This window comes from Leptolyngbya sp. CCNP1308 (genome assembly GCF_034932455.1).
In the GTDB taxonomy this organism is placed as follows: domain Bacteria; phylum Cyanobacteriota; class Cyanobacteriia; order Phormidesmidales; family Phormidesmidaceae; genus Nodosilinea.
The window spans coordinates 86,907-107,385 of sequence record NZ_JAYGIH010000004.1; the positions used below are offsets into that span (position 1 = coordinate 86,907).

Annotated in this window: 18 protein-coding genes and 1 CRISPR repeat array; of the genes, 12 read left to right on the forward strand and 6 right to left on the reverse strand. The window is 50.3% G+C overall.

Translation table 11 applies throughout. The features are described from left to right. Nucleotide 1 precedes the first annotated feature (1 nt). Genes VB780_RS03490 through VB780_RS03500 form a run of 3 tightly spaced genes read right to left on the reverse strand, consistent with a single transcriptional unit; the run spans nucleotide 2 to nucleotide 3,484 of the window. Nucleotides 2–817: an RAMP superfamily CRISPR-associated protein gene (locus VB780_RS03490; protein ID WP_323349750.1), complete on the reverse strand. Its 816-nt coding sequence runs from the start codon at nucleotides 815–817 to the stop codon at nucleotides 2–4. 4 nt (nucleotides 818–821) lie between these two features. Beyond that, nucleotides 822–1,886, reverse strand: coding sequence for a CRISPR-associated protein (locus VB780_RS03495; RefSeq protein WP_323349751.1), 1,065 nt, complete (start codon nucleotides 1,884–1,886; stop codon nucleotides 822–824). 32 nt (nucleotides 1,887–1,918) lie between these two features. Further along, nucleotides 1,919–3,484 carry a Cas10/Cmr2 second palm domain-containing protein gene (locus tag VB780_RS03500; protein ID WP_323349752.1) on the reverse strand — a complete coding sequence of 522 codons (1,566 nt, stop codon included), beginning with the start codon at nucleotides 3,482–3,484 and terminating at the stop codon, nucleotides 1,919–1,921. A gap of 273 nt (nucleotides 3,485–3,757) precedes the next feature. On the opposite strand from VB780_RS03500, the gene VB780_RS03505 reads away from it, so the two are divergent. The 3 genes from VB780_RS03505 to VB780_RS03515 all read left to right on the forward strand — a co-directional run bounded on the left by VB780_RS03505 (nucleotide 3,758) and on the right by VB780_RS03515 (nucleotide 9,186). Continuing rightward, complete coding sequence (locus VB780_RS03505; RefSeq protein WP_323349753.1) at nucleotides 3,758–4,921, forward strand: WYL domain-containing protein; 1,164 nt, start codon at nucleotides 3,758–3,760, stop codon at nucleotides 4,919–4,921. A 155-nt stretch (nucleotides 4,922–5,076) separates the two neighbouring features. Further along, a CRISPR array of direct repeats spans nucleotides 5,077–6,898; the repeat unit is 35 nt; unit sequence GTTTCCATTCAATTAATTTCCCAGCGAGTGGGAAG. Between the two features lie 413 nt (nucleotides 6,899–7,311). Further along, on the forward strand, nucleotides 7,312–8,106 hold the full coding sequence (locus tag VB780_RS03510; protein WP_323349754.1) for a hypothetical protein: 795 nt from the start codon (nucleotides 7,312–7,314) through the stop codon (nucleotides 8,104–8,106). 57 nt (nucleotides 8,107–8,163) lie between these two features. After that, nucleotides 8,164–9,186 carry a hypothetical protein gene (locus VB780_RS03515; protein WP_323349755.1) on the forward strand — a complete coding sequence of 341 codons (1,023 nt, stop codon included), beginning with the start codon at nucleotides 8,164–8,166 and terminating at the stop codon, nucleotides 9,184–9,186. Nucleotides 9,187–9,200: 14 nt separating this feature from the next. Here the strand turns inward: VB780_RS03515 and VB780_RS03520 are convergent, their stop codons facing one another. The 3 genes from VB780_RS03520 to VB780_RS03530 form a co-directional block, all read right to left on the reverse strand. Continuing rightward, nucleotides 9,201–9,764 (reverse strand): CAP domain-containing protein, encoded by a 564-nt coding sequence (locus VB780_RS03520; RefSeq protein WP_323349756.1) that lies wholly within the window; start codon nucleotides 9,762–9,764, stop codon nucleotides 9,201–9,203. Between the two features lie 632 nt (nucleotides 9,765–10,396). Next, nucleotides 10,397–11,131: a hypothetical protein gene (locus tag VB780_RS03525; protein WP_323349757.1), complete on the reverse strand. Its 735-nt coding sequence runs from the start codon at nucleotides 11,129–11,131 to the stop codon at nucleotides 10,397–10,399. Between the two features lie 73 nt (nucleotides 11,132–11,204). Continuing rightward, nucleotides 11,205–11,405 carry a DUF4113 domain-containing protein gene (locus VB780_RS03530; protein WP_323349758.1) on the reverse strand — a complete coding sequence of 67 codons (201 nt, stop codon included), beginning with the start codon at nucleotides 11,403–11,405 and terminating at the stop codon, nucleotides 11,205–11,207. A 1,225-nt stretch (nucleotides 11,406–12,630) separates the two neighbouring features. Between VB780_RS03530 and VB780_RS03535 the strand changes: the two genes are divergently transcribed. The 9 genes from VB780_RS03535 (at nucleotide 12,631) to VB780_RS03575 (ending at nucleotide 20,390) form a co-directional block, all read left to right on the forward strand. Beyond that, nucleotides 12,631–13,563, forward strand: coding sequence for a BamA/TamA family outer membrane protein (locus tag VB780_RS03535; RefSeq protein ID WP_323349759.1), 933 nt, complete (start codon nucleotides 12,631–12,633; stop codon nucleotides 13,561–13,563). Between the two features lie 536 nt (nucleotides 13,564–14,099). Further along, nucleotides 14,100–14,330 (forward strand): hypothetical protein, encoded by a 231-nt coding sequence (locus tag VB780_RS03540; protein ID WP_323349760.1) that lies wholly within the window; start codon nucleotides 14,100–14,102, stop codon nucleotides 14,328–14,330. A 477-nt stretch (nucleotides 14,331–14,807) separates the two neighbouring features. Beyond that, the gene (locus tag VB780_RS03545) at nucleotides 14,808–15,680 is read left to right on the forward strand and encodes a toll/interleukin-1 receptor domain-containing protein (RefSeq protein WP_323349761.1); all 873 of its coding nucleotides are present in this window, start codon (nucleotides 14,808–14,810) and stop codon (nucleotides 15,678–15,680) included. 199 nt (nucleotides 15,681–15,879) lie between these two features. Then, on the forward strand, nucleotides 15,880–16,173 hold the full coding sequence (locus tag VB780_RS03550) for a hypothetical protein (RefSeq protein WP_323349762.1): 294 nt from the start codon (nucleotides 15,880–15,882) through the stop codon (nucleotides 16,171–16,173). A gap of 104 nt (nucleotides 16,174–16,277) precedes the next feature. Then, entirely contained in the window at nucleotides 16,278–16,793 is a 516-nt protein-coding gene (locus tag VB780_RS03555) for a DUF1499 domain-containing protein (RefSeq protein ID WP_323349763.1), read from the forward strand. A 426-nt stretch (nucleotides 16,794–17,219) separates the two neighbouring features. Continuing rightward, a complete protein-coding gene (locus VB780_RS03560; RefSeq protein ID WP_323349764.1) occupies nucleotides 17,220–17,612 on the forward strand; it encodes an AbrB family transcriptional regulator in 393 nt (130 codons plus the stop codon). Nucleotides 17,613–17,827: 215 nt separating this feature from the next. Further along, nucleotides 17,828–18,199 carry a hypothetical protein gene (locus tag VB780_RS03565; RefSeq protein ID WP_323349765.1) on the forward strand — a complete coding sequence of 124 codons (372 nt, stop codon included), beginning with the start codon at nucleotides 17,828–17,830 and terminating at the stop codon, nucleotides 18,197–18,199. A 1,215-nt stretch (nucleotides 18,200–19,414) separates the two neighbouring features. Beyond that, complete coding sequence (locus tag VB780_RS03570; protein WP_323349766.1) at nucleotides 19,415–19,852, forward strand: hypothetical protein; 438 nt, start codon at nucleotides 19,415–19,417, stop codon at nucleotides 19,850–19,852. A gap of 52 nt (nucleotides 19,853–19,904) precedes the next feature. Further along, nucleotides 19,905–20,390, forward strand: a complete 486-nt coding sequence (locus tag VB780_RS03575; protein ID WP_323349767.1) for a hypothetical protein — start codon at nucleotides 19,905–19,907, stop codon at nucleotides 20,388–20,390. Nucleotides 20,391–20,479 lie beyond the last annotated feature (89 nt).

Genomic DNA, 20,479 nt, shown 5'->3' on the forward strand with positions numbered 1-20,479 from the left:
GTTAGTACGCTCCTCCTAGGGTGACCTGGCAGCGTCCAAAGCCCACGGACTCTAGACCGCCAAAATACAGTTCATCGGATGATTCATTTTCTCCAAAGGGTTGCCACCCAGTGTTTTTCAAAGCAATGGGGAAGATCAGCACGCTGCCCTCGGGCAATGCTTCCACGTTAAAGAAGGCTCCCTTTTCGGTATCGACTTTTTTCATGTCATCTACCAGCTTCACCCGGCTCTGTCGGTAGAGAGCCATATCGTGCAAGATGGCGATGTCGTTGTCAGCCACAACAACCGTTTGCTTGGGGTCAATGTCAAACCCTGCTGGTACCCAGGGCGAAAGATCAACCTCTTGCTCAATTTCCAAAAAGCCGAGATTAAAGAACAGTACCTTGCGACCCGTACCCAGTGGTCGAGCCTGTAGACCGCTCTGTGCCGAGTAAGGTAGCGGCAGATCTGATGTAATCTCAGCAATCCGCTTGTAACGCTTGAGCAGGTAAGGGCAGGTGACCCAGACAATGGGCTGTCCTGGGCAAAACACCGGCAGCCAAACCAGGGACGCATACTCAAATTTGACGATCGCCTCGGTAGTGCCGCCATCTTTTTGCCCTTCCACAGATTCGTGACCATACCAATGGTTTTCATCAGTAGTGCCAGCGCGCATATCGGCTCGAAACCTGCCCCTAATAGAGCTACCGGGGATGATGCCTGTTTGAGTAAACTGGTCTCGAAAAATCAGGTTGAGATTGCCACTTTCTTCTCCAGCGCTAGCGCCGACATGAAGTGGGGCTAGGGTTTTTATGATGCCGAAGGCTTTGGAATACATAGTGTTAGCTCCTTGAAATATCAACAGGCAGACAGAGATTGCACCCCAGGTGCTTGAGCGGAAAGCCCTCTCTGGGGAACCAATCTTCTGGCCAGTCTGACCAGGGTTTGCCGATGGCATCTTTGAAAACGTAGACCGTGCCAGTGGGCACAGCGTATCGCCCTCGGCTGAGTCGCCCCGCTTGGGTGGGTTGCTCCGTTTGGTTGTCTTTGGGTTGGCTACCCAGGCGATAGCGGTAGGGCAGAGGGCGATCAGTCAGCATCATCGGTCGCCGTTCGGAAAAATCAGAGTGGCGTGGGTAGCGCAGCGACAGGTGAGTAGACCCCCACAGCCCAGGGCCAATCAAAGCAAAGGCGTTTTCGATAGGGCGTTGTAGCAACTCTGTAATGGGGCTAGTCTCATCAATGTGGTGGCTGGTGACTTCGACTAGGTGGCTTTCACCGCCAAATCGATACCAACCATCGTCTAGGGGCACTGTAGATAGGTAGACCAGGCAAGTCTCAGCGTCGCCGCCATCCCACTTGTTGGGCAGCATCTGCACAGCGTTTTCTAGAAACAGACCATTCTCGTCGCGCACGTGGCGTTCATCGGATTTAAGGCTGGGGTGCAGCATAGGTAAAAACTCCCAGGGCGCTTTGGCAGCAGCCTGGTTGGCTTTGATGTCGTCGGGAGAGTAATCCCAACTGTCGATGCGCTGCCACTGGTAGTCGGCCTCAATGTCGGGGTGAGCAACCTCATCGCGCCACCATTGGTAGTTGCGGATCTCCCATTGGTCGGTGTCGTCTTCCCCGAGAATTTTGTGGCGCGGGACGGGTATATAAAAATTGTGGGGGGAATCTACATTGGCCCAAAAGGGGCCAGCTACAAAGAGCTGATGCCTAAGGGTTTCCTGGGATGGGGCATCGTCCTTGGCGTCTTTATGGGCACTGAAAATGAGCCCGGATAGGGTTGCTGCATCGGGCGGAAACTTTGCGCCGGAAAGACCCACCAGGTTCTCTGGGGACAAAAATGCCCCGGCGCTGCCGTACATAAACCCCAGGGGGTGGATGGTAATGATATGGGTAAACATAGGTGTGGTGCGCAACAGCAATGTCTAAGCGATCAACCTTGATTGGCAGCTAGGTACCAGCCGGTGTGAATGGCACCGTTGATCCAGTCGATCATGGCGAGGGGGTCGTTTTTGGGGCCTAGAATATCGGCAGCTTGATCAAATAGGGTTTGCCCATAACCCGGAAAATAGAGGTCGAAAAATTCAATCGCTATGGTGTCATCCCCTGCCGTGGGGTTCTGGCGGCTGGGAATTGCGTGCCGAGCTTTGAGCTGTGCCCAATCGGTGAAAATATGCGCCCAGTTGGGATTGTTGCCCCAGGAGGTGCCATTGCGATCGCAGTAGCTTTGCAGTACATCCAAGTCTTGCCAGCGGCAAGTCCATTCCACAAATTGGCCGCTGTTAAATACAATGCGAATCGTGACACGATCGCGCCCTAGATTTTTGGCCCGCTTCTGGGCCAGGCGACAGTGCTGTAATACATCTCGCTGGGGCACATTGGGTGATACCCACACAAACCCAACGCTGACGGTAATAGGGTGGCCGTGCTGCTGCCATTGAGCATTTAGCCCCATCAGCCAGTCCAGCGCTTGACTAGTAGCCAGGGGGCGATCGCTAGCTTGACCATATAAGACTCCTAAAAAGTCATCGCCACCGGCATAGACTACCCGCCCATGATCGCGAGACAGAGACTTGCTAAAGTCCTGCCCCCATTCCCTCATCTGGCGGCTGAAGTCGCGCACAGCTTCATCGCCTATTGGGGTTAACTCCTTTTGAAGGTAGTCACCCACATGATCGCCATCGCCCATAAACCATCCCGTCCATTGGCCTTTGCCATCACGGGTGTTGCGGTGAATATCGGTAAAGCCACTCTCTAACTCGCTAATGCCCAGTTCCCTGGCTAACTGGGGCCAGGTCACCAACCGTTTCACCAACTCGGGTACGCTCAACCGTTCGTTAGTAGCCAGAAATCGGCCTACAGTGTCTTCTTCGCTGGCATTAGGGCTACTCAGACGTTCGGCCAAAGCCTCATAAAAGCTTTCCATCTGCTGCCGTTCTGATGGCGACAACGACCAACCAGGATTTGAGTTCAATGCCCCTAGCCCCGGCCAGGCGATCGCATCTACCCCCGATAAACTAGAGCTTTCACCCACCCAATTCACAGCTACCCAGTCGCGCCGCAGCTTGCGAGTTTCCAGATCCTTCATGGCTGTTTGAATTGAGTCGCCATGGCCCCAAAATATCTCCCAGTGGTAGCGACCCCACTTGGCCCAGACTTCTTGCCAGTGGTAGCTCTCCCTTGGAAACGTATCTTGCAGGCGGGTTTCAACCCATTGGCGGCATTGGTCTAAAACCCTTTGCCAGGCTTGCAGCAAAGTTTGCTCGACCAGGTTGCGTGGGTAGTCGCCGCGGATGAGTAAGCGGTTGGGCATGCCCCGTTGCAGGTTAATCGAGGCTGGAGAAATCACCTCGCAATTGGCGGGGGTTGCCTCCACGAGCCTTTCGGCTAGATATGACAGCAGCCCGGAGGCCCCATACAGATCGCGCAGTTTGCGTGATTTTTCGATGAATCCCTGTACTGGAGCAAAGCTAATTGCTGTATAGATCTCTTCAGTCATGCCACCGCCTCCTGTGGAGAGATGCAGTGCAACTCCTTTAGTGGAGCGTCTAACAACCCCCAGAGCTTTGCTTGCCAGAATGCTTTTGACACAGTGCTTTCCTTTATTAGTGTCGTAGCTCGCGCCTAATCTAACAGAGCTAATGCGTAGATGCCCCCTTAAATTGATATTCCTTCAGATAACCAACATCTTGATAAAGGGTTGCTATATTTGGGTTTCCAGGGTTGAGCAAGCTTTTCAGGAATATTTTCTTTTTGTTGACATTCAGAAATAATGAGCAATGTCAGTTTAAATTCCTACGTAAATCCTCAGGCCTTTGAGCGATTAATGGTGCTGATTGCAACTCTGGTGCAGCATCCAGGGATTGGAGGGCGAGACCCCGAAGGTGAAAAACCCGGTGAGCACGATGCAGCGCAAGCCATTCTGAGCGAAATGGAGCAGGTCGCTCAAAGCCTGCAAATTACCTTGCCGGTCTATTCCGTCCATACCATTCGCAAAGACCTTAGAACCCTTCGCCGTTACAGGATTCTGGATGACCGCATGTACCGTTGGGGCTATTACCTAGGAACTGGTGCCTTCACCCGTTCAGAGCTTCAGGCAGCCCTTCAAGCCCTTGCTACTCAGGCCCATTACCAGGGTGACCCTCAAATTCGCCGCCTCTACGCAACTCTAGAACGCCGCCTGCGGGGTCTTGATCTAGAACTCGATGGCCAACTCTTTTACCCAGTGCGCACCCACCTCAGCCGCACCATTGTCTACACCGACCCCGAGGACATGATGGCTCAAGGCCGCTATCGCAGTACCCTGTTTCATGAGCTAGAGATAGTAGAGCAGGCGATCATTACAGGCCAATCTATTGAGGTGCTGCGCCACCGTGACCCCTACGGCAGCACGGGCACCGGCTACCTCCAGATTTACCCGCTTCAGCTGATTTACTCAGATGTGGCCTGGTATTTGCTGTTTGAGCACGCGCAAAGCCAGCACTTTGAGATTGTTCGGGTGGATCGCCTAAGCGAGCAGGTTAAACCTTTAGATTCAGGCGGGCGGGGTACGGCAGCTCAAACCCAAAGTCTAGAAGCTGCCCATCAATTGCTAAAGCAGGGGTGGGGGCTATACTTAGGCACCCCAGAAGAACAGCGGCAAGAGCGTGGCGGGCTGGCAGAGTTTGTGCTGGTGAAGGTACGGTTTTGGTACCCAATGGCGGAATTCATTTTGGAGGGCGATCGCCGCCACCCCAGCCAGATAGTGAAAAAGGGTACCCAGGCTGGGGAACCTTATGTGGATTTCTCGGTTAGCTTGCCCCAGCGATCACTGCAAGAATTTGGCCGCTGGGTTAACCGATTTATGCATTTGGCAAAAATTCTCTACCCTGAAAATTTGGCTCAAAAGCATAGACTCAATGCTCTGGCTTTAGCCAGCCGATATGTGGAAGATTAAGGAAAAGTGGAAGGCGAGAAAAGCTTGGCTCTACCGGAACTGGTATGCTACAAGCCCCGCAGTAAGTTCAAAATGATTGGCCTGCAAGGCTTTCAGCGCTTCTGGGGTACTGTCAGCATACTGATCCCCGGAGAGCCAAAAGCTTTCCCCTAAATGTTTCCATTCAATTGTTTTCCCAGCGAGTGGGAAGGAGCCACAAACTCCTGATCGGGTTCCCCGCAACCTGCAAGTTTCCATTCAATTGTTTTCCCAGCGAGTGGGAAGAAAGTGGGTACTGCGGGGAGTGTTTCACTCCCTATAGGTTTCCATTCAATTAATTTCCCAGCGAGTGGGAAGATCAGCCCCAGTTTGTCGCTGAAAAGCGTGCTGATGTTTCCATTCAATTGTTTTCCCAGCGAGTGGGAAGTCTTACCTCTACTACCCCTCCTGAAGTAGAGCCACGTTTCTATTCAATTGTTTTCCCAGCGAGTGGGAAGTTGCTTGGATGAAATGTATCTTTGAAGGTACCGAGAGGTTTCCATTCAATTGTTTTCCCAGCGAGTGGGAAGGAGACAAAGTGATTAACACGTTGTTTAGAATGCTGGTTTCCATTCAATTGTTTTCCCAGCGAGTGGGAAGCTTTGGGGCATACTGCGGATTCGTCCAGTCGTTCTCTAGGGGGTTTCCATTCAATTGTTTTCCCAGCGAGTGGGAAGGTGCGCAGTTTGTATAACACAATCTTCGCTCAAATAGTTTCCATTCAATTGTTTTCCCAGCGAGTGGGAAGCTGGTGAAGGATACGGTGGCGGTTTCTCTATTCTGTTTCCATTCAATTGTTTTCCCAGCGAGTGGGAAGAAGGTGAAACGCATCGCGGCAGAAGTTCGCTATGGGTTTCCATTCAATTGTTTTCCCAGCGAGTGGGAAGGCGGTAGTTTAATTTTCGAGAACACCGCCAGTCCAAAGTTTCCATTCAATTGTTTTCCCAGCGAGTGGGAAGAGTGAACGCACTGCCAGAGCGTACCAGCGTCGCGTTTCCATTCAATTGTTTTCCCAGCGAGTGGGAAGTCTCTCCGCCTTGTTTGGGACGGACACATCCAGCCCCAGATTTCCATTCAATTAATTTCCCAGTGAGTGGAAAGTACCAGCTTTCACCCTCAGACACAAGCATTGTTGCCGTTTCCATTCAATTAATTTCCCAGCGAGTGGGAAGCCAACGCAGAATGGCCAGTTCAGCCGCGACTGTTATGGGTTTCCATTCAATTAATTTCCCAGCGAGTGGGAAGTGTGGGGTAGCTTTGGGGTTGCCGAAGCTGCCAAGTTTCCATTCAATTAATTTCCCAGCGAGTGGGAAGTGTGGGGTAGCTTTGGGGTTGCCGAAGCTGCCAAGTTTCCATTCAATTAATTTCCCAGCGAGTGGGAAGGCATCTTTCTCATCATGCCAAGCATGTGGGACAGGGCGTTTCCATTCAATTAATTTCCCAGCGAGTGGGAAGATATTATCGTTGCTGTCCGTACAGGCAACGTCGCCTTGTTTCCATTCAATTAATTTCCCAGCGAGTGGGAAGTTTTAAAAGATACTGATATTAATACCACAAATCTCCAAGTTTCCATTCAATTAATTTCCCAGCGAGTGGGAAGCAGGATGAGGTCGAACAAGTCCAACGCGGTTTGGCAGGGTTTCCATTCAATTAATTTCCCAGCGAGTGGGAAGTCGCATTTTCGTCCGACAAACCGTTCATTTCATTCTTGTTTCCATTCAATTAATTTCCCAGCGAGTGGGAAGAAGCTGAGTATTTTGGGGTCAACCGCAAGGTAATCCTCTTTCCATTCAATTAATTTCCCAGCGAGTGGGAAGACTCAGAAAATTCCGCGACGGGTGCGGTTTATAAGTTTCCATTCAATTAATTTCCCAGCGAGTGGGAAGCCGAAACCGTTTCGTTCGCCTCGAACGAAATCGGGGGAGTTTCCATTCAATTAATTTCCCAGCGAGTGGGAAGGGTCGGTCTCTAGGAGGCCCACCACGCCTCAATTCTAGACCACCCTTTTCGTCGGGGTCTACCCCACCCGCCTAGTAATGACATTTTTTCGCAATAGTACCTCGTTGAAAACGCCTGAAACCTTTGTGTGTCAACGCTCCCGCTGGGTTCGACGAGAGAATGAGGGTTTTGGCGATCAGCAGACTCCGAGAAGAAACAGAGCATGGAAGAGAATTTGCTATCTAGCAACGAGAAAAGCTGTGAAATCATGGCTGATGCCCCAATCGGTAGTGCTGGGTAACCGGAATCCTGATCACATCGCGCATCATCTCTACTTACCTAACCTTAAGACAGCAGCAACCAAAAGTTCCTTATAATTGCCAGGACACGCCACAACAAACCTTATGTACTGGTTACCGTCTGATTGGTTTCATATGCTGGATGTACTGGCTCAAACGCCTCAGCCAACTCCTGCTCCTGCTCCCTTGCCCCTAGCGACACCGCTAACCTCGAACGAAGTGGTAGAACTGTTGCGGCAGTCTAACGAGGATTTGAGCAACAGCTTCAACCAGTTCCTAGACCTGATGAAGTTTTTGCTCATTGTGCTTGGTGCCTTAGGTGGTGTGGCCACCTACATCTTTGGAAAAAGCCTGGGCGATGCCCGCAGAGTTGCCGCCGAAATCGTGCAGCAGGAAGTTGAACGCAAAATTGCCACCCAGGTTAAAGATGCCGTCGAGGATGAAATCGACAGTGTCAGGCGGTTGATTGGTCGGGAGCGTATTATCAGCGATATTACAGTGGACTATTTTGTCCCCGGTAGCGATGCCTTGCCTCCAGCAGAGGCCACCTTTCTCAAAACCCGAGGCTTTAAACGGGTCAACTACTGGAACGAAACCGATTTAGTGGATCTGTCGGGGCAGGTGGTGGTGCTCGACCTGGTGAATGCCTCGGTACTGAGCGCCCAAGCCCTGGCAAATCTGTCAGAGGACGAAGCCCACAATCGTCGGGAAAAAAGCGTTATTGACAATGCAACTCGGCTACTAGGGCGCATGGGCGATCGCGCTGTTTTAGTCATATATATTCGTCCCGCCAAGCGTCGGGTGGAGGCGATCGACAACCTATCACCGCAAATTGCTTACTACGCGGCTGCTAATACTCCTGTCAACTTGATTGGTGTAGTAGCCGATGCAGGGTATGTCGCCCACGGCTGGCAACGGCTCGTAAGTTAACCCAGCAGCCCAGCTTGGACAAATTGCTATTCTTCTTAAAGTAGCCTCAGGAAAAATATGGCAGATTGGGCTTTCCACACAGAATTCAACCTGGAAGAATTCATCTGGGCAAGTCTAGAACCACTACTCAACCTAAAGCCCCTGGCCCGTCAGTACATCATTGAGGGCCAAGTCTGCGACATCCTAGCTATTACTCCAGAACAGCAGCTCGTTGTCCTCGAACTGAAGAATGTAGAGGATCGTTATGTGGTGCAGCAGCTCACCCGCTACTACGCCAGCTTGCGCCATGCCCAACCCTTTGCCGACCAGATCAACTACAGCCTGCCCATTCGACTGGTAGCGATCGCCCCCACATTCCACGCCCACAACCACATCGACCGAGAGCACAGTCGCCTTGACTTTGATTTCTACCGATTCACCATCACTGGCGATGGTGATCACTTCAGCTTCCAGATTACCAGCGCTGACTCAGCAGCAGAGCCAGTGGTTGAGGTAGATCGTAAGTTTCATCCTTTCCTACGGTCTGTAGAGGGAGAGCCAGCGGTGAGCGCACCTGCGCGGGTCATTGGGCGGCCACCTAAGTCCTTGCGGGCACAGCTAGAGCAGATGACCCCGGAACAGGCAGAACTGGTATCGGCCCTGCGACTTCAGATCCTTGAGTTCGACGAGCGCATGGGGGAGGTAGGCCGCTCCAGCCGAACTCAGTACGGCTTAGCCAAGGGGAAGAAAGAAGTCTATAAAACCAAGCTCTGTGCTGAGTTTCTGCCATTGATGGGCAGTAGCTTGCCTGAGCTATACCTAATTTTGCCCTACCCCAAAAAGGAGTTTGGGGCACCAGGCCATACCTATAAAAAAGAGCGGGTGAAAGGGTTGGCTTGGGCAGGCATCTCACTATGGTTTAAAGAGAAGCGCGTCACCTTCTACTTAGGGAAAAGCCGGATTAGCTCTAGCTATCATCTTTCCTATGGCGATTACGCCAAGTTCTGTGAGCCATTGCTGGGCTATCGGCCACAGTTTGAGTCTTTTGAGGATCTGGTTGCGTTGGCTTTGGCGGAATGGAAGCAGTTGGTAGAAGAATAAATCTTCGCCCTTGCCTACTGCGCTGGAAAGCTAAACAACTGCACCGCATAGATTTCAGTCCCCGTGGGCGAGGCCACTATCCCATACCCAAAGGTAGTGTAGTGGGGAGTCAGCAAGTTCTCTCGATGGCCAGGGCTATCCATCCACCCCTGCTGGTATTCTTCTACCAAACCTAGAGACAGAGCCATCGGGATCGTTCCCTTCTGCTGCATGATGTTTTCCCCAGCCCCAACCTGGCCTCCTGCTGCTATGAAACGGTCTGAGGGGTCTTGGCCATCGGGGTTAACGTGATCATAGAACTGACGAGCCAGCATATCCTCGGCATGGCGCTGCGCCACTTGGGAGAGTAGGGGGTCTTCGACCAGAGGCGGTAGTCCATTCACCTGACGATCGCGGTTCACCAACTCCAGGGCTAGCGCTTTGAGTTCGGGCAGCGGCTGATTCCCCAGGCGAAAGTTCCATTGGGTTTGAGGTTTACCAATCGCCCAGCCAGGGCCATCTGCACTATTGCTTTGGAAAAATAGGTGCTGAAGGTGAACCAGAGCATAGCTGCCAAACACCAGAGCAGAGAGAACCACTGCCCAATGGGGTTGGGTCGCAGGATGACGGCGATTTATTGATCGGCTAGAGCGACGATACTTTGACATCTACCTTTTATCAAGTTGGTATTAACGGAGCAGATTTCGGTAGTAAGTATTCATATGCTCTCGGGCTGCTGGATCAGATGGAAAACTACGGGTTGTAAAATCCATTCCCTGGCTCGATTTGATGCGTAGATAAACATCTGTGGCATTAACTCGCCAAACTTCCATCGTGTATCTTACGTTGCCACGATTAGCTTGATTGTTAAAGATTCGGCTGCCATCGCGCCTAATAGTGCTGGTCAAATACTCACAGGCCAGTCCATCACTATCGTCATCCACAGAAGCTGGAGCAGTTCCCATTGCGTAATGCCACTGAGCCTCTGGGTGAGTTGCAAAGGCAGAGCAGGCTGTACCTGCATAGGGCGGCAGACTTTGAGCGCTAACCGTAGTTCCACCTAATAACAAGAAACAAAGAGGAGAAAACTGTAGGGCTCGTAAGAACAGATTATTCACTGGGAAAGCTCATGAATTAAGGCAGATTTATTATTCCCTTTCTGCTATCGAAAGCTTCACAATCATGAGCACTAACAGTGCTGAGAGAAGATTGACACTAGCAGTCTTAATAACTAATATCGGGGATTAATAGGATTGCTGATAATGAGTCCAAGAACACCAAAGGCTGTCTGAGGAGAATTGGCTATATTCACACAAAGATATTCAGAATATTGAGCCTGTTCATCTTCAAACGTACACCATCCAGTACGAGGATTACGATCTCCGACTTGAGGCATGTAGTAAGCTCGTCTTCCGTCAGGCAAAGTTTGCTGCCTAGATCGTCTTGCAACAGCTCTCACGCCTTCATCATCGTATCGAGCAGCCCAATGAACAACCTCAATAACGTTGCTAGCGTTGTACTGGGTAATAGGAAACGTAGCGAGGGCTGGAAGTTGGTCAAAGGTGCTGCCAGGGGTAAGAGTATTAAAACTATTATTTTGGTTAATCTGCTGCCTAACGGTAGACATATTAGGTAATGTCACGCCTTCCCGAGCAACAACATAAGAGGAATAAGCCGTATGTAAAGCTGTTAGAGCCACTTGCCCATTGGCAAACCCATTAGGGAATGACTGAGGAAGCGTTGCGATTGTGAACTCTTCACCATTAGCCTGCATGAATGAAACAAAGGTTTGCCAAGTCATCGTAGCCCGCTGGGCCTGGGCAATTTGGACGGGTGATGAAATAGAGTTAAAAGTGACGGGTTGTTGGGCTACAGCTTTTGAAGACCCGATCAAACCTAGTGCTCCCCCAGCTATTAATGACAGCAACATAGTTGTAGGTTTTTTCAAGGCACCACAAAAACCCATAGGACAACCCAGTGCAGATAGGACAGTCCTAAGGTGCCCGGTAAAGTATCAATCGTCAACGGCACTTTTCGGATCATGTGCGTAGCTCCATCTTGCGAGATAGTTTTATGGAACTGCCCTGCCAAACCTTCACAGTCGGTATCTCGCCCCAGTAGGTCGTGTAGCGTTGGGAGAAATAGTCTGACCGCATGGCCCAGGTGGGCTTTAGACCCATCGCTCCAAATTTGACGGCATCGGGGCTGAGCTTGCAGTTGCGGCTGTCCGTCGCTGCCATCAGGCGATCGCATCGTGCGGGTGCAGACCTATCAACCTCTAGAGCAAGCCGAGACTGCCCTAGAAGGGTTCTATCTGGCTGGATGTGGATCGAACAGAGCCCAGCCGTGAGCTCTGGCACGATGGCAGCGGACACGGCTGGTGGTTCATGCCGCTGTTAGCGGGGAGTTGATTGCTAATGAATATGGAGAGCCCCGCTGGGAATTAGTCAATCGGGAAGAGTTGATCTCGCCTGCTGACGGGCTAAAGATTGAGAGAGTTCAGCGCTTTGAGCCGGTGGGGGCGCGAGCGCCCGGAGACTATAACCAAGTGGTGGTGGCCTGGTCGGAGAGTTAGAAAGAACAGTCTGGTCGCGCAGCGACATAACTACAACTGCAAGGTCTAATTGTCGTTTAGCCCCTGGCGATCGCCCGGGGCTTCAAGATCGTTGTATGGTTTATGGCGGAAAGGAACCATCTACAACCTGAGGGGAAGCAGAAAGGTCTCAGCCAAAGCCTGCCCCCTGCTAAGGCTTGTTTTGGAGTGCCTGCTTCAAATCGGTATAGTGAGTCATGGATTTTCTGAGGATGGTCGTAAGTTCTAAGGAAACCTAATCCTCATAACCCTTTTATGCATTTATTCTGTGCTCAACTTTTCGTCATCGGGAAGGGCAAGCAGACTACCTGCAAGAAAGGCTGATGACGATCGCCATGCACCGAGATTATGCCCCCAACCTCTGCCTCTATCCCATGCACCACGTTTGCCCCGGCCTTGCAGTTAGCATAGGCTTAACAGCCCTAATAAGCTTTCCGACCGTAGTTTTTGGCCACCTTGAGCCCGAGGCGGCGGAGAATTTTTCACTAAAAGAAAATACCTGGGCTTGGGAGCTTGAATCAGCAAACGAATCTGGTAGTTACCAGTCTGCTGAATTTACAGACCACTTCCAGGCGTTTTCTGCTGCTTTTAGCCTAGCCCAGGCGGTTCCTACGTCCAATGACGATATCCCGGCCTACCTTCAACCTACCCCTCGTGGCAGGCTGCGCATTCCATTGGAGCCGGATAGTACATTTACTTATGGGTTTGGATCATTGCTACAAGAACCCCATGGGTTGCGAGGGGCTACGCGCGACAGAACCTCCACAGCCGAAATTGATCGGGTTGGCAATGTTTTTATTCCCTTCCATGTTGGTGCTCGCATTGGGACAAACCAAGCCGTCCTAGCAGAGGTAGTGGTCGGGCTATCCTCCTTGGATTTAGATCTGAATTATTTCTATGCCCCAGAGTCCATACCAGGCATTTTCTCAGCCAACCTGATCAGCCAGCGCGACGAGAACCCAGCCTTTAGCACTGGCTTTTTGGGCCCCCAGGTAAACCTACCCAGCGGCAATACTCCCTCGGTACATCGTTTGGGTGGTGGGATTCAATATGCCTATTCCTTTACCGATGATCTAGATCTGGCAGTAGGGGTTAACTATCAGCGAGTATCGGTACGCAACGGTCTGTTTAGTGGCCAGGTAACGCCTACAGACAGCGCTGGCAATTCTCTCACCGTCAGCCCCAATGGGCAGGATGACTTGCTCACCTTGAATGCTGCGCTGCTATTCGATCAGGTGGAAGGCATAGCGTTTTCTGTGAAGGGGACTCGCCTCCGGCTGGGGTTAGAGCAGGCTATCCCCATCGGCCTAGCTAATATTGGTTATACCCGCGCCGTGGCCAACGGCACTCAGTTTATTCCCCTCAATCTAGTGCACAACGGCGACTACACCGATACCTTAGTCCTGAACGTGCAGGGAGGGATGACCTTCGGCGAAGTGCCCCCTTATGCCCCCTTTAACCTGGGCGGTGTGAATACTGTCAGAGGCTTCCAAATTGGCGCTGTAGCGGCAGGTCGCCACTTTTTGATGGCCACAGCAGAGTACCGAGTTCCGATTACGACGTTGACACTGCTTGACTTCGCTTTACCGATAGCGGGGGTGCTGTTTGTGGACTACGGCACTGACTTTGGCACCGGAAATACGGTGTTTGGTACTCCTGGGCCAGTGAGAGGTAAACCAGGAAACGGTCTGGGTTATGGGTTAGGGGTGCAAAGCCATACCCCATTTGGATTGCTGCGGCTAGAATTTGGTCTGAACAGTCGAGGAGGGAGTGCCGTATATTTCAGCGTCGGGGATCGGTTTTAGTGCCTGGGATGCTGATGGCTGAGGGCCGCATAACTCCCCTGATGGTGCTCTCCCACGAAGACTACAATGCCTATGCCAACAACAGGCGGCAGGCAGGCTGACCCCTGAATAACTGACGTGTCAGCTCTATATGAATCCGGGCATCCTATAGGCAAATGTCTTGGGTGCAGGATGAAAGACGTTCAACCAATTACGCCAACTACAGTTCGGCCACTGCGGGTACTGGGTGCGATCGCAGCTGGTGCTGTCCTGATCGTGGTCGCTACCTTCCTTGCTGTCGAGGGTGGCCACCGCTACCAACTCTGGCGAGCTGGGGGTGTGTGGTGCGCCACAATGGAGCCTGATAGTTCGATCACCAGGTTTTATGGTGCAGATGCCTGCGGATACTAATGGCTAAGCTCGACTGCTGAGATCTCTGTAAACTTTGCGCCCATAGCCCCTACCTGGTCTGTGCTGAGCATCCGGGTGGCGTGGAGGGGGAGAACTGCCCAGGCTTCAGACTGGCTATTAAAAAGCTTTCTAAGTTTGATGCTCCCTTGGCCTGGTCTGGGGAGGCGTGGCACCCAGAGGGAGCCAGCTACTACGATGGTGAGCTGGTGCTAGACCCGGTGCAGCGGCTGACTCTGGAGCAGCGGTTGGAGCTGCTGGATGTTCACCCCCTATTTACGGGCCGGTGTCCTAACTGCGGGAGGCCGGTGGCCAGAGCGACTGATGGCCAGATTCATTGGGACTGCGTGCATTGTGATTGGGTAGATGATTCAGTGTAGGAAGAACCGCTGAATATGTTTGCAAGCAGAGATCCAGTGCCTCAGCTACATAGTCTAACCCTAGCGAGGGATGGCTAGGCAATCATAGTTTCATAGCGGCTCTCGATATAATGCACTCTGCCTTTCCCTGGTTACCGCTGGACAGGGGTTTTGTTTGGGATGTAGCAGCGATGTCGAGACAGCAGTAGCAATGGTAGTTGGACTGCATGGGTTTTGGGTACTGGACTGTTAAAGGGTGATGGAATCTGAAAAGCCTTGCCGGGCAAGGCTTTTAGAGAATTTTTCTAAAAATGATTAAAAGCTTTTTAGATAAAGGCTTTTGACTACTCATCTCCCCTTTAAAGACCAGTGCCCCAAATCAGATGATTATGCTGAAAGATATCTACTGATTATCCCAATAAGAAAGTTATGTAGAGGGATTCTCCGTACTTAAGAGTTAAACTCATAATGTTGTGATCGAATCAACAAGGAGGAAACATGGATAACCCTAAAATTCTAGGTTATTCTGAAATCATGTTCTCTACGGTAAGATCGAATTGTGGCGGCGAGGGAGTATTTATATGCTATCGCACTGTAGATACTGCCGGTCATGCTGGAAGGCTATATGATCATTTGAAATCGGCTTTCGGAAAAAGGAAAGTCTTTTTTGATAAAGAAGGATTTCATGTTAGCCAGAAGATTACACCCCATACTAAAGAGATCTTAGCCAAGTGTTCTGCATTGCTGGTATTGATTGGTCGGCACTGGCTTAGGAAAAACGATGGATCGCTTGATTACGTTATCGAGGAAATCAAGGAAGCCTTAAGGATTGGATTGCCTATTATTCCATTGTTCTTTGATGGTGCTCAAATGCCTTCATCAGCAGAAATTCCAAATGAAATCAAAGATTTAACTGATATTCTCGGATTTGAAATTAGAAATAATAATTTTCTGGATGACGTAAATATAATAATAGATAGCCTGAAATCTGAAAACACAAATCGAGGAAAATGTCCAGTAATACTAAAAAGAAATAGTCAATTTGCTGGATCTAGCGCGATATATAAACTAGAGGTTGATGGAGTTTCTATTGGGTCTATAGTTAGTGGTGGCTGTGAAAAGTTTTTTGTCGATTCTGGAAGCCGAAAACTTCGTATATCGCACTATGTTCCATTCAGCAGTATGCCTACACCTAGCAGTGCTATAGTCCACAGGGAAAAGACATATTATTCCAACGAAATTAATGTCTCTTTGACACCAGATGTTCAAGTAGGCTTGTATTGTTATTCTAATTGGCGAATGAAGCTGGTGTTAGAAAAAACTGAAGCTATTGAATATTATGACGAGCTAGATATTGCTTATTCAATGTAAGCAGAATCCTCTCTATACGACCAACGCAGGGGACGCTATTTTACGCATTGGAATCGACGCAAGGGGTTCCCAAGCTGCGCTAGGCCGATAGAGTAGCGCTTCGCGGCTGTTCTTGGGCCTGCCTTGCCCTTGCGCCTACTTTCGGTGGCTGAATGCTCTATGCAGGCGTACGGGATGCGCGTTGCGTTGGTTCTTTGTCATGCTTCCTGTTGCTTACGAGTTCATTCAGGGTTTTGCGGCTGAGTTTGGGGCGGTCGAGTGCTACTGGCGGGAGTCTGACCAGTCGTTCACTGGCTTTGTGGCTGAGGTGTGGTTCAGCGAGCTGCCGTCCGAGTTCTCTACTCGCTGGGCTGCGGTCGTGGGCTACTCCATCCTGGTGCGCTCTGTGTCCTCGGGGCCGGGGTCGTTTGCGGCTTCCATTCCCTGCACTGTTCCCGGTGGCCAGGTGTCTCTCGGGCCTGCTTCTCGCGGTTCGCGGTTGCGGTTGGGTTAGTTCTCTAGGGGGCTACGGCTCCCCTTTTTTTGCGTTGGTTAGCGGTATGTCTGACCTTCTGCGCCTGATTCACCTATGGTGAAGTTGTACTTAAATGAACTCCTATGGCTTCAATCCTTGCGTGCATTTTGGCGATCGCGTTATGGGCTCTCCCAACTTGCTCGGCTTTTGCTATTGCAGCGCCTGCCCCTCAGTCTCTAGGTACGATTCCTGGTCTATCACAGGTGTTCGCGGGAAAGACGCCCGAACTAGGAATGCAGGATGGCAAGTTGTTTCCCTGTCCTTCAACGCCTAACTGTGTCGTTAGCCAGGGTGCTGACCAAGACCACGCGATTGCACCGATTGCCTATACAGGTAATCGGGAGGAAGCTCGTAAGCTACTGATTAAAGTTTTGGGAGTTGTGCCACGTACTGAGATTGTGACCCAGCAGGAGAACTACATCCGGGTGAAGTCCACCAGCCACATTATGGGCTTTGTAGACGATACTGAATTCTACTTGCCGGAGGATGAGCCAGTCATCCATGTTCGAGCAGCAGCCCGATTAGGAGAATCTGATTTAGGCGTAAATAGACGGCGTTTAGAGCAGATTCGCTTCGCCTTACAGGACTTAGGTGTTTAGTTAGGTCGAAGCCGTCGAATATTCTCGCGTTACTAAGTATCTCCGGAACACTTACCTCAAAACTCGAATTAGCTTGCACCCCTCTGCGCCCTCGCGTTTTCCAGTGTCTCCAATTGTTGGCAGTCTCACAATTCCCATAGCATCGCCTAGAGTAAACCGCGCTTATCCTACGACGACTCGTTGGGTAGTTAGGTTGGTTGTTTGGATAGCGTAATTCTTCCCAAGAGTACTTTCCATTGAATTTCAGCCCTGTATATGCAGTCACTGAATCTGTTAGTAACTATAATCAGTGTAAGATGCTGAATTGTCTCTGATTCTCCCTACAAGTCGTTGGATAGAGTGGGAGGAACGGAGAAATAAATGATTCTAGAGTTTTTTCTAGCAGTCATCGTGGATTCTGATGTGTACCTATGGATGGTTTGAATTATGGCAGTGAAAAATAAGGAAGCCTTGACAGGCAAGCCTCTCCTGGCCAAGGTCAAAGAGAATGATGGCCTTACTAAGCGGGAACTCGCTAAGGAATGTGGCTACTACACGGTTGGCAAAGAAGGGCAGACCCGTGTGAATCTGGCTGAGTTTTATGATGCTCTCCTAGCGGCCAAAGGAATTCAGCTTGAGCCAGAAAAGGGTAAGTCAGATGGTCGAGGCCGGGAAGCTTCTTACACCCTAACGGTTCACAAGAATGGTCAGATCGTGATTGGCGCAGCCTATACCCAAGAGATGGGCCTTAAAACCGGGGATGAGTTCACGATTAAGTTGGGCTACAAGCACATTCACTTGAAGCAGCTGGATGCTGAAGGCAATGAAGAGCAATCCTGACGCAATTCATTGATGAACTAAGTGTTTCAACTCATGCCCTTTGGAATTGATCTTTCAGAGGGTTTTTTATCATTAGGTCAATGCTAGCTGCTCAAAGAGCTCTTTAAATTGACGCGCGGCTACTACTATCCCAGTACCTGAGCCGACCTTACTCCATCTGACCATGTCGGCACCCGAATGTTGAATTCAGAGTGCCCAACTTCAGATAACTGCTTATGTACTTCCCCAGCGAATACTCCCTGCAGGAGTTCCTGTTCACCTTCTTTAAGGTGCATGGGTATGAGGCTGCTACAGAAGTTCCGATTGAAGGGGGTGGGAAAGCTGATCTGGTTGCGCATATTTATCTTATTGAGTGTAAAAAGGTTCTTACTCGATCAAACTTGTTTGAAGCTGCTGGACAGCTGACGACCTACCTAAAAGCTCGCCCAGACAAGATCCTTGTGATTGCAGGCCTCACACCAGTAAGCGGCGAGCGCGAGGCTAGGCAGGCAGCTCAGCGGTTGGAGGCCGTTGGGTTTTCTGTATGGTTCATTGATGAGTTAGAAATATTCAAAAGCTTTTACAAAAGGTGCTACGAGCTGTTTTAGTTCATGGATAAGCTAGATTCAAAGTTTATCAGACAACTGAATAGTTCAATCGATAAGCTCTAGAGAATACTTCTCCAGAGCTTTTTCAATGGCCGTTCAGACGGACTTTATAATATGACACTCATGCAGGGCGCGACCTTCGGGATTGTCCTCGACCTTGATCTTGACCTAACAATTTTAGGGGCGCGGGCTCAGTTCACAAAACACTTTCACCCCAGTAGCCAACTAGTTTCGTTTGAGGTTTTCATCCACCAGCCCGCTAGCGGGGAACGGTCGTGTTGGGTCTCATGGTAAGTGAGCTGGAGCTAAATTCTTTTGAGGATGGCGTGAGTAGGCTGATTAAAGCCGGGGCCCCTGCGCTGATGGAAGATCACATTGATAGGGATGTGCTCTTCGCCAGCTTGACAAACTTTATAGGCACTCTAAGCCAGGTAAATGAAATCAACTCATTTATAAAGCCTTACTTAAAACAGGTATAAACGTTACGAAGAGCGGTGCTTAGGGATACAGGAACTGTGCTATATCTTTATGAAGAGGAATTCTTCCCAGAGCATACAGCTCGTCAATTAGCAGAAGAACGTGGTCTAAGGCCAACAACTATTCTGACTTGGCTATAAAGCCACAGCCGCGACCTGCGTAAGAAGAACTAGTCTTAAATTGAATTATTGTTAATAGGTTGAACTGATGAGAAAAACTAGCTTTGGTATTAGTTGTTTGCTGGCCCTTGGTTTTGTCGGCAGCATAGCAATTCCCAGTTTGGCACAGGAAACTAGCGAACCCACTTCCTATCGCATTTGCACAAGAAATCCAGGGTCAAGAGTGAATTTAAGAACTGGCCCAGGAACAAATCACGCCAAAGGATTGGTGCAAGTTGGCTCTGGAGGTGCTGCCGTTGACAACACCTTCTCAAGAGTTGGCTATTCTATAGCGGAGGGAGATGACTTTGGCCAATCTATTATATCTGTATCTGAAGTCGTCCAAAATTCACGGGGAGAATCTTGGTCTCAGGTAGGCACAAACCAATGGGTTGCCTGGGTTCGCTCTGACTTTGTGTGCCCAAATAGTTAAGAAATACACAAAGCTTGTAGAGATGGTGGGAGATCAAAGTCTAAGTTTTGCTTACGTTCTGGGGACAAACTAAGACCATAGATTGAGCAGACAATAGAATACCCAAATAGATAGGCTCTAGGAAATTAATCCCGGAGCCTTTCTCTTATGGCAGTCGCAAGTGGTGTCCACAATCTTGTTGTCGAACAAGGATGTACATTCGGTCTATTTCTTGATATGGATTTAGACTTGACTGGTCTCGGTGTTAGAGCCGAAATGACGAAACATCTACACCCCAGTAGCCCTCGAATTCCCTTCACAACCTTTATCGAGCAACCCGCCGCTGATGGCAAGATTGTTCTCACAATGCCCAGTGAAAAAACCCTGGTTCTAACCCCTAACGTTCATCCGCTGAGCTACCTGAAAGTTGACGATTGGGATGAGCGAGATTATGGTATTGGCTCTGATGAAGTTGAATTTCTAATCCCTGGCAGAAAACCCTATTACTGGGATCTGATTGTCTATGACAGTCATCCTGAGAATGTTGTAAATCGCTTCCTCGCTGGAGAAGTTCTCGTCGTGGCTGGGGTAACCGTAAGTGTCTAGTATTACTCCCCCAAGAGTCGTTCAGGTCGCGGTTAATCGTCCTGCTAACCAAATGATTCAGGTTACACCTAGGCCTACTCCTAACATCTCAGTTACGACTGGTGGCGCGGCCTATCGACCTACATTCGATGCGATCGTCACGACTGAGACCGCTGGTGCTGACTTACAGGCTCTGCGCGCGGTTGTCTTTGATGGTGATGACAATGTTGTATACGCCAGCGCATCAAACCGTACTCACGCTGGCCGAGTTGCTGGGATGACCCTAGAAGCTGCTGCTGAAGGTGAGCCTGTTCGGGTAGTCCGCTACGGCATCCTAAACGCTGAAGCCGTAGATGCTGTCTGGGGCGACTCAGAAGATTGGGAGGACAACGACATCTGGAACGACCAGGACAGCTCTGCCACCTTCCTTGGAGAGGGTGGAACGCTGACCCGTGAAACGCCTGCGGTTGGAGGATTTCTTCAGCAGTTAATCTTCTGGCAATCCTCTAGTAGTTTCTTATTCTCAGCTACAGAGCAGGTAATTTACATCGATGCATAACGCCCTAAGCCTCATTAGAAATGATGTCCGTGCAATAAAGGGTGAAGATACCCTAACGCTCGCGCACCAACTGCTATCTGGGCGGCTAA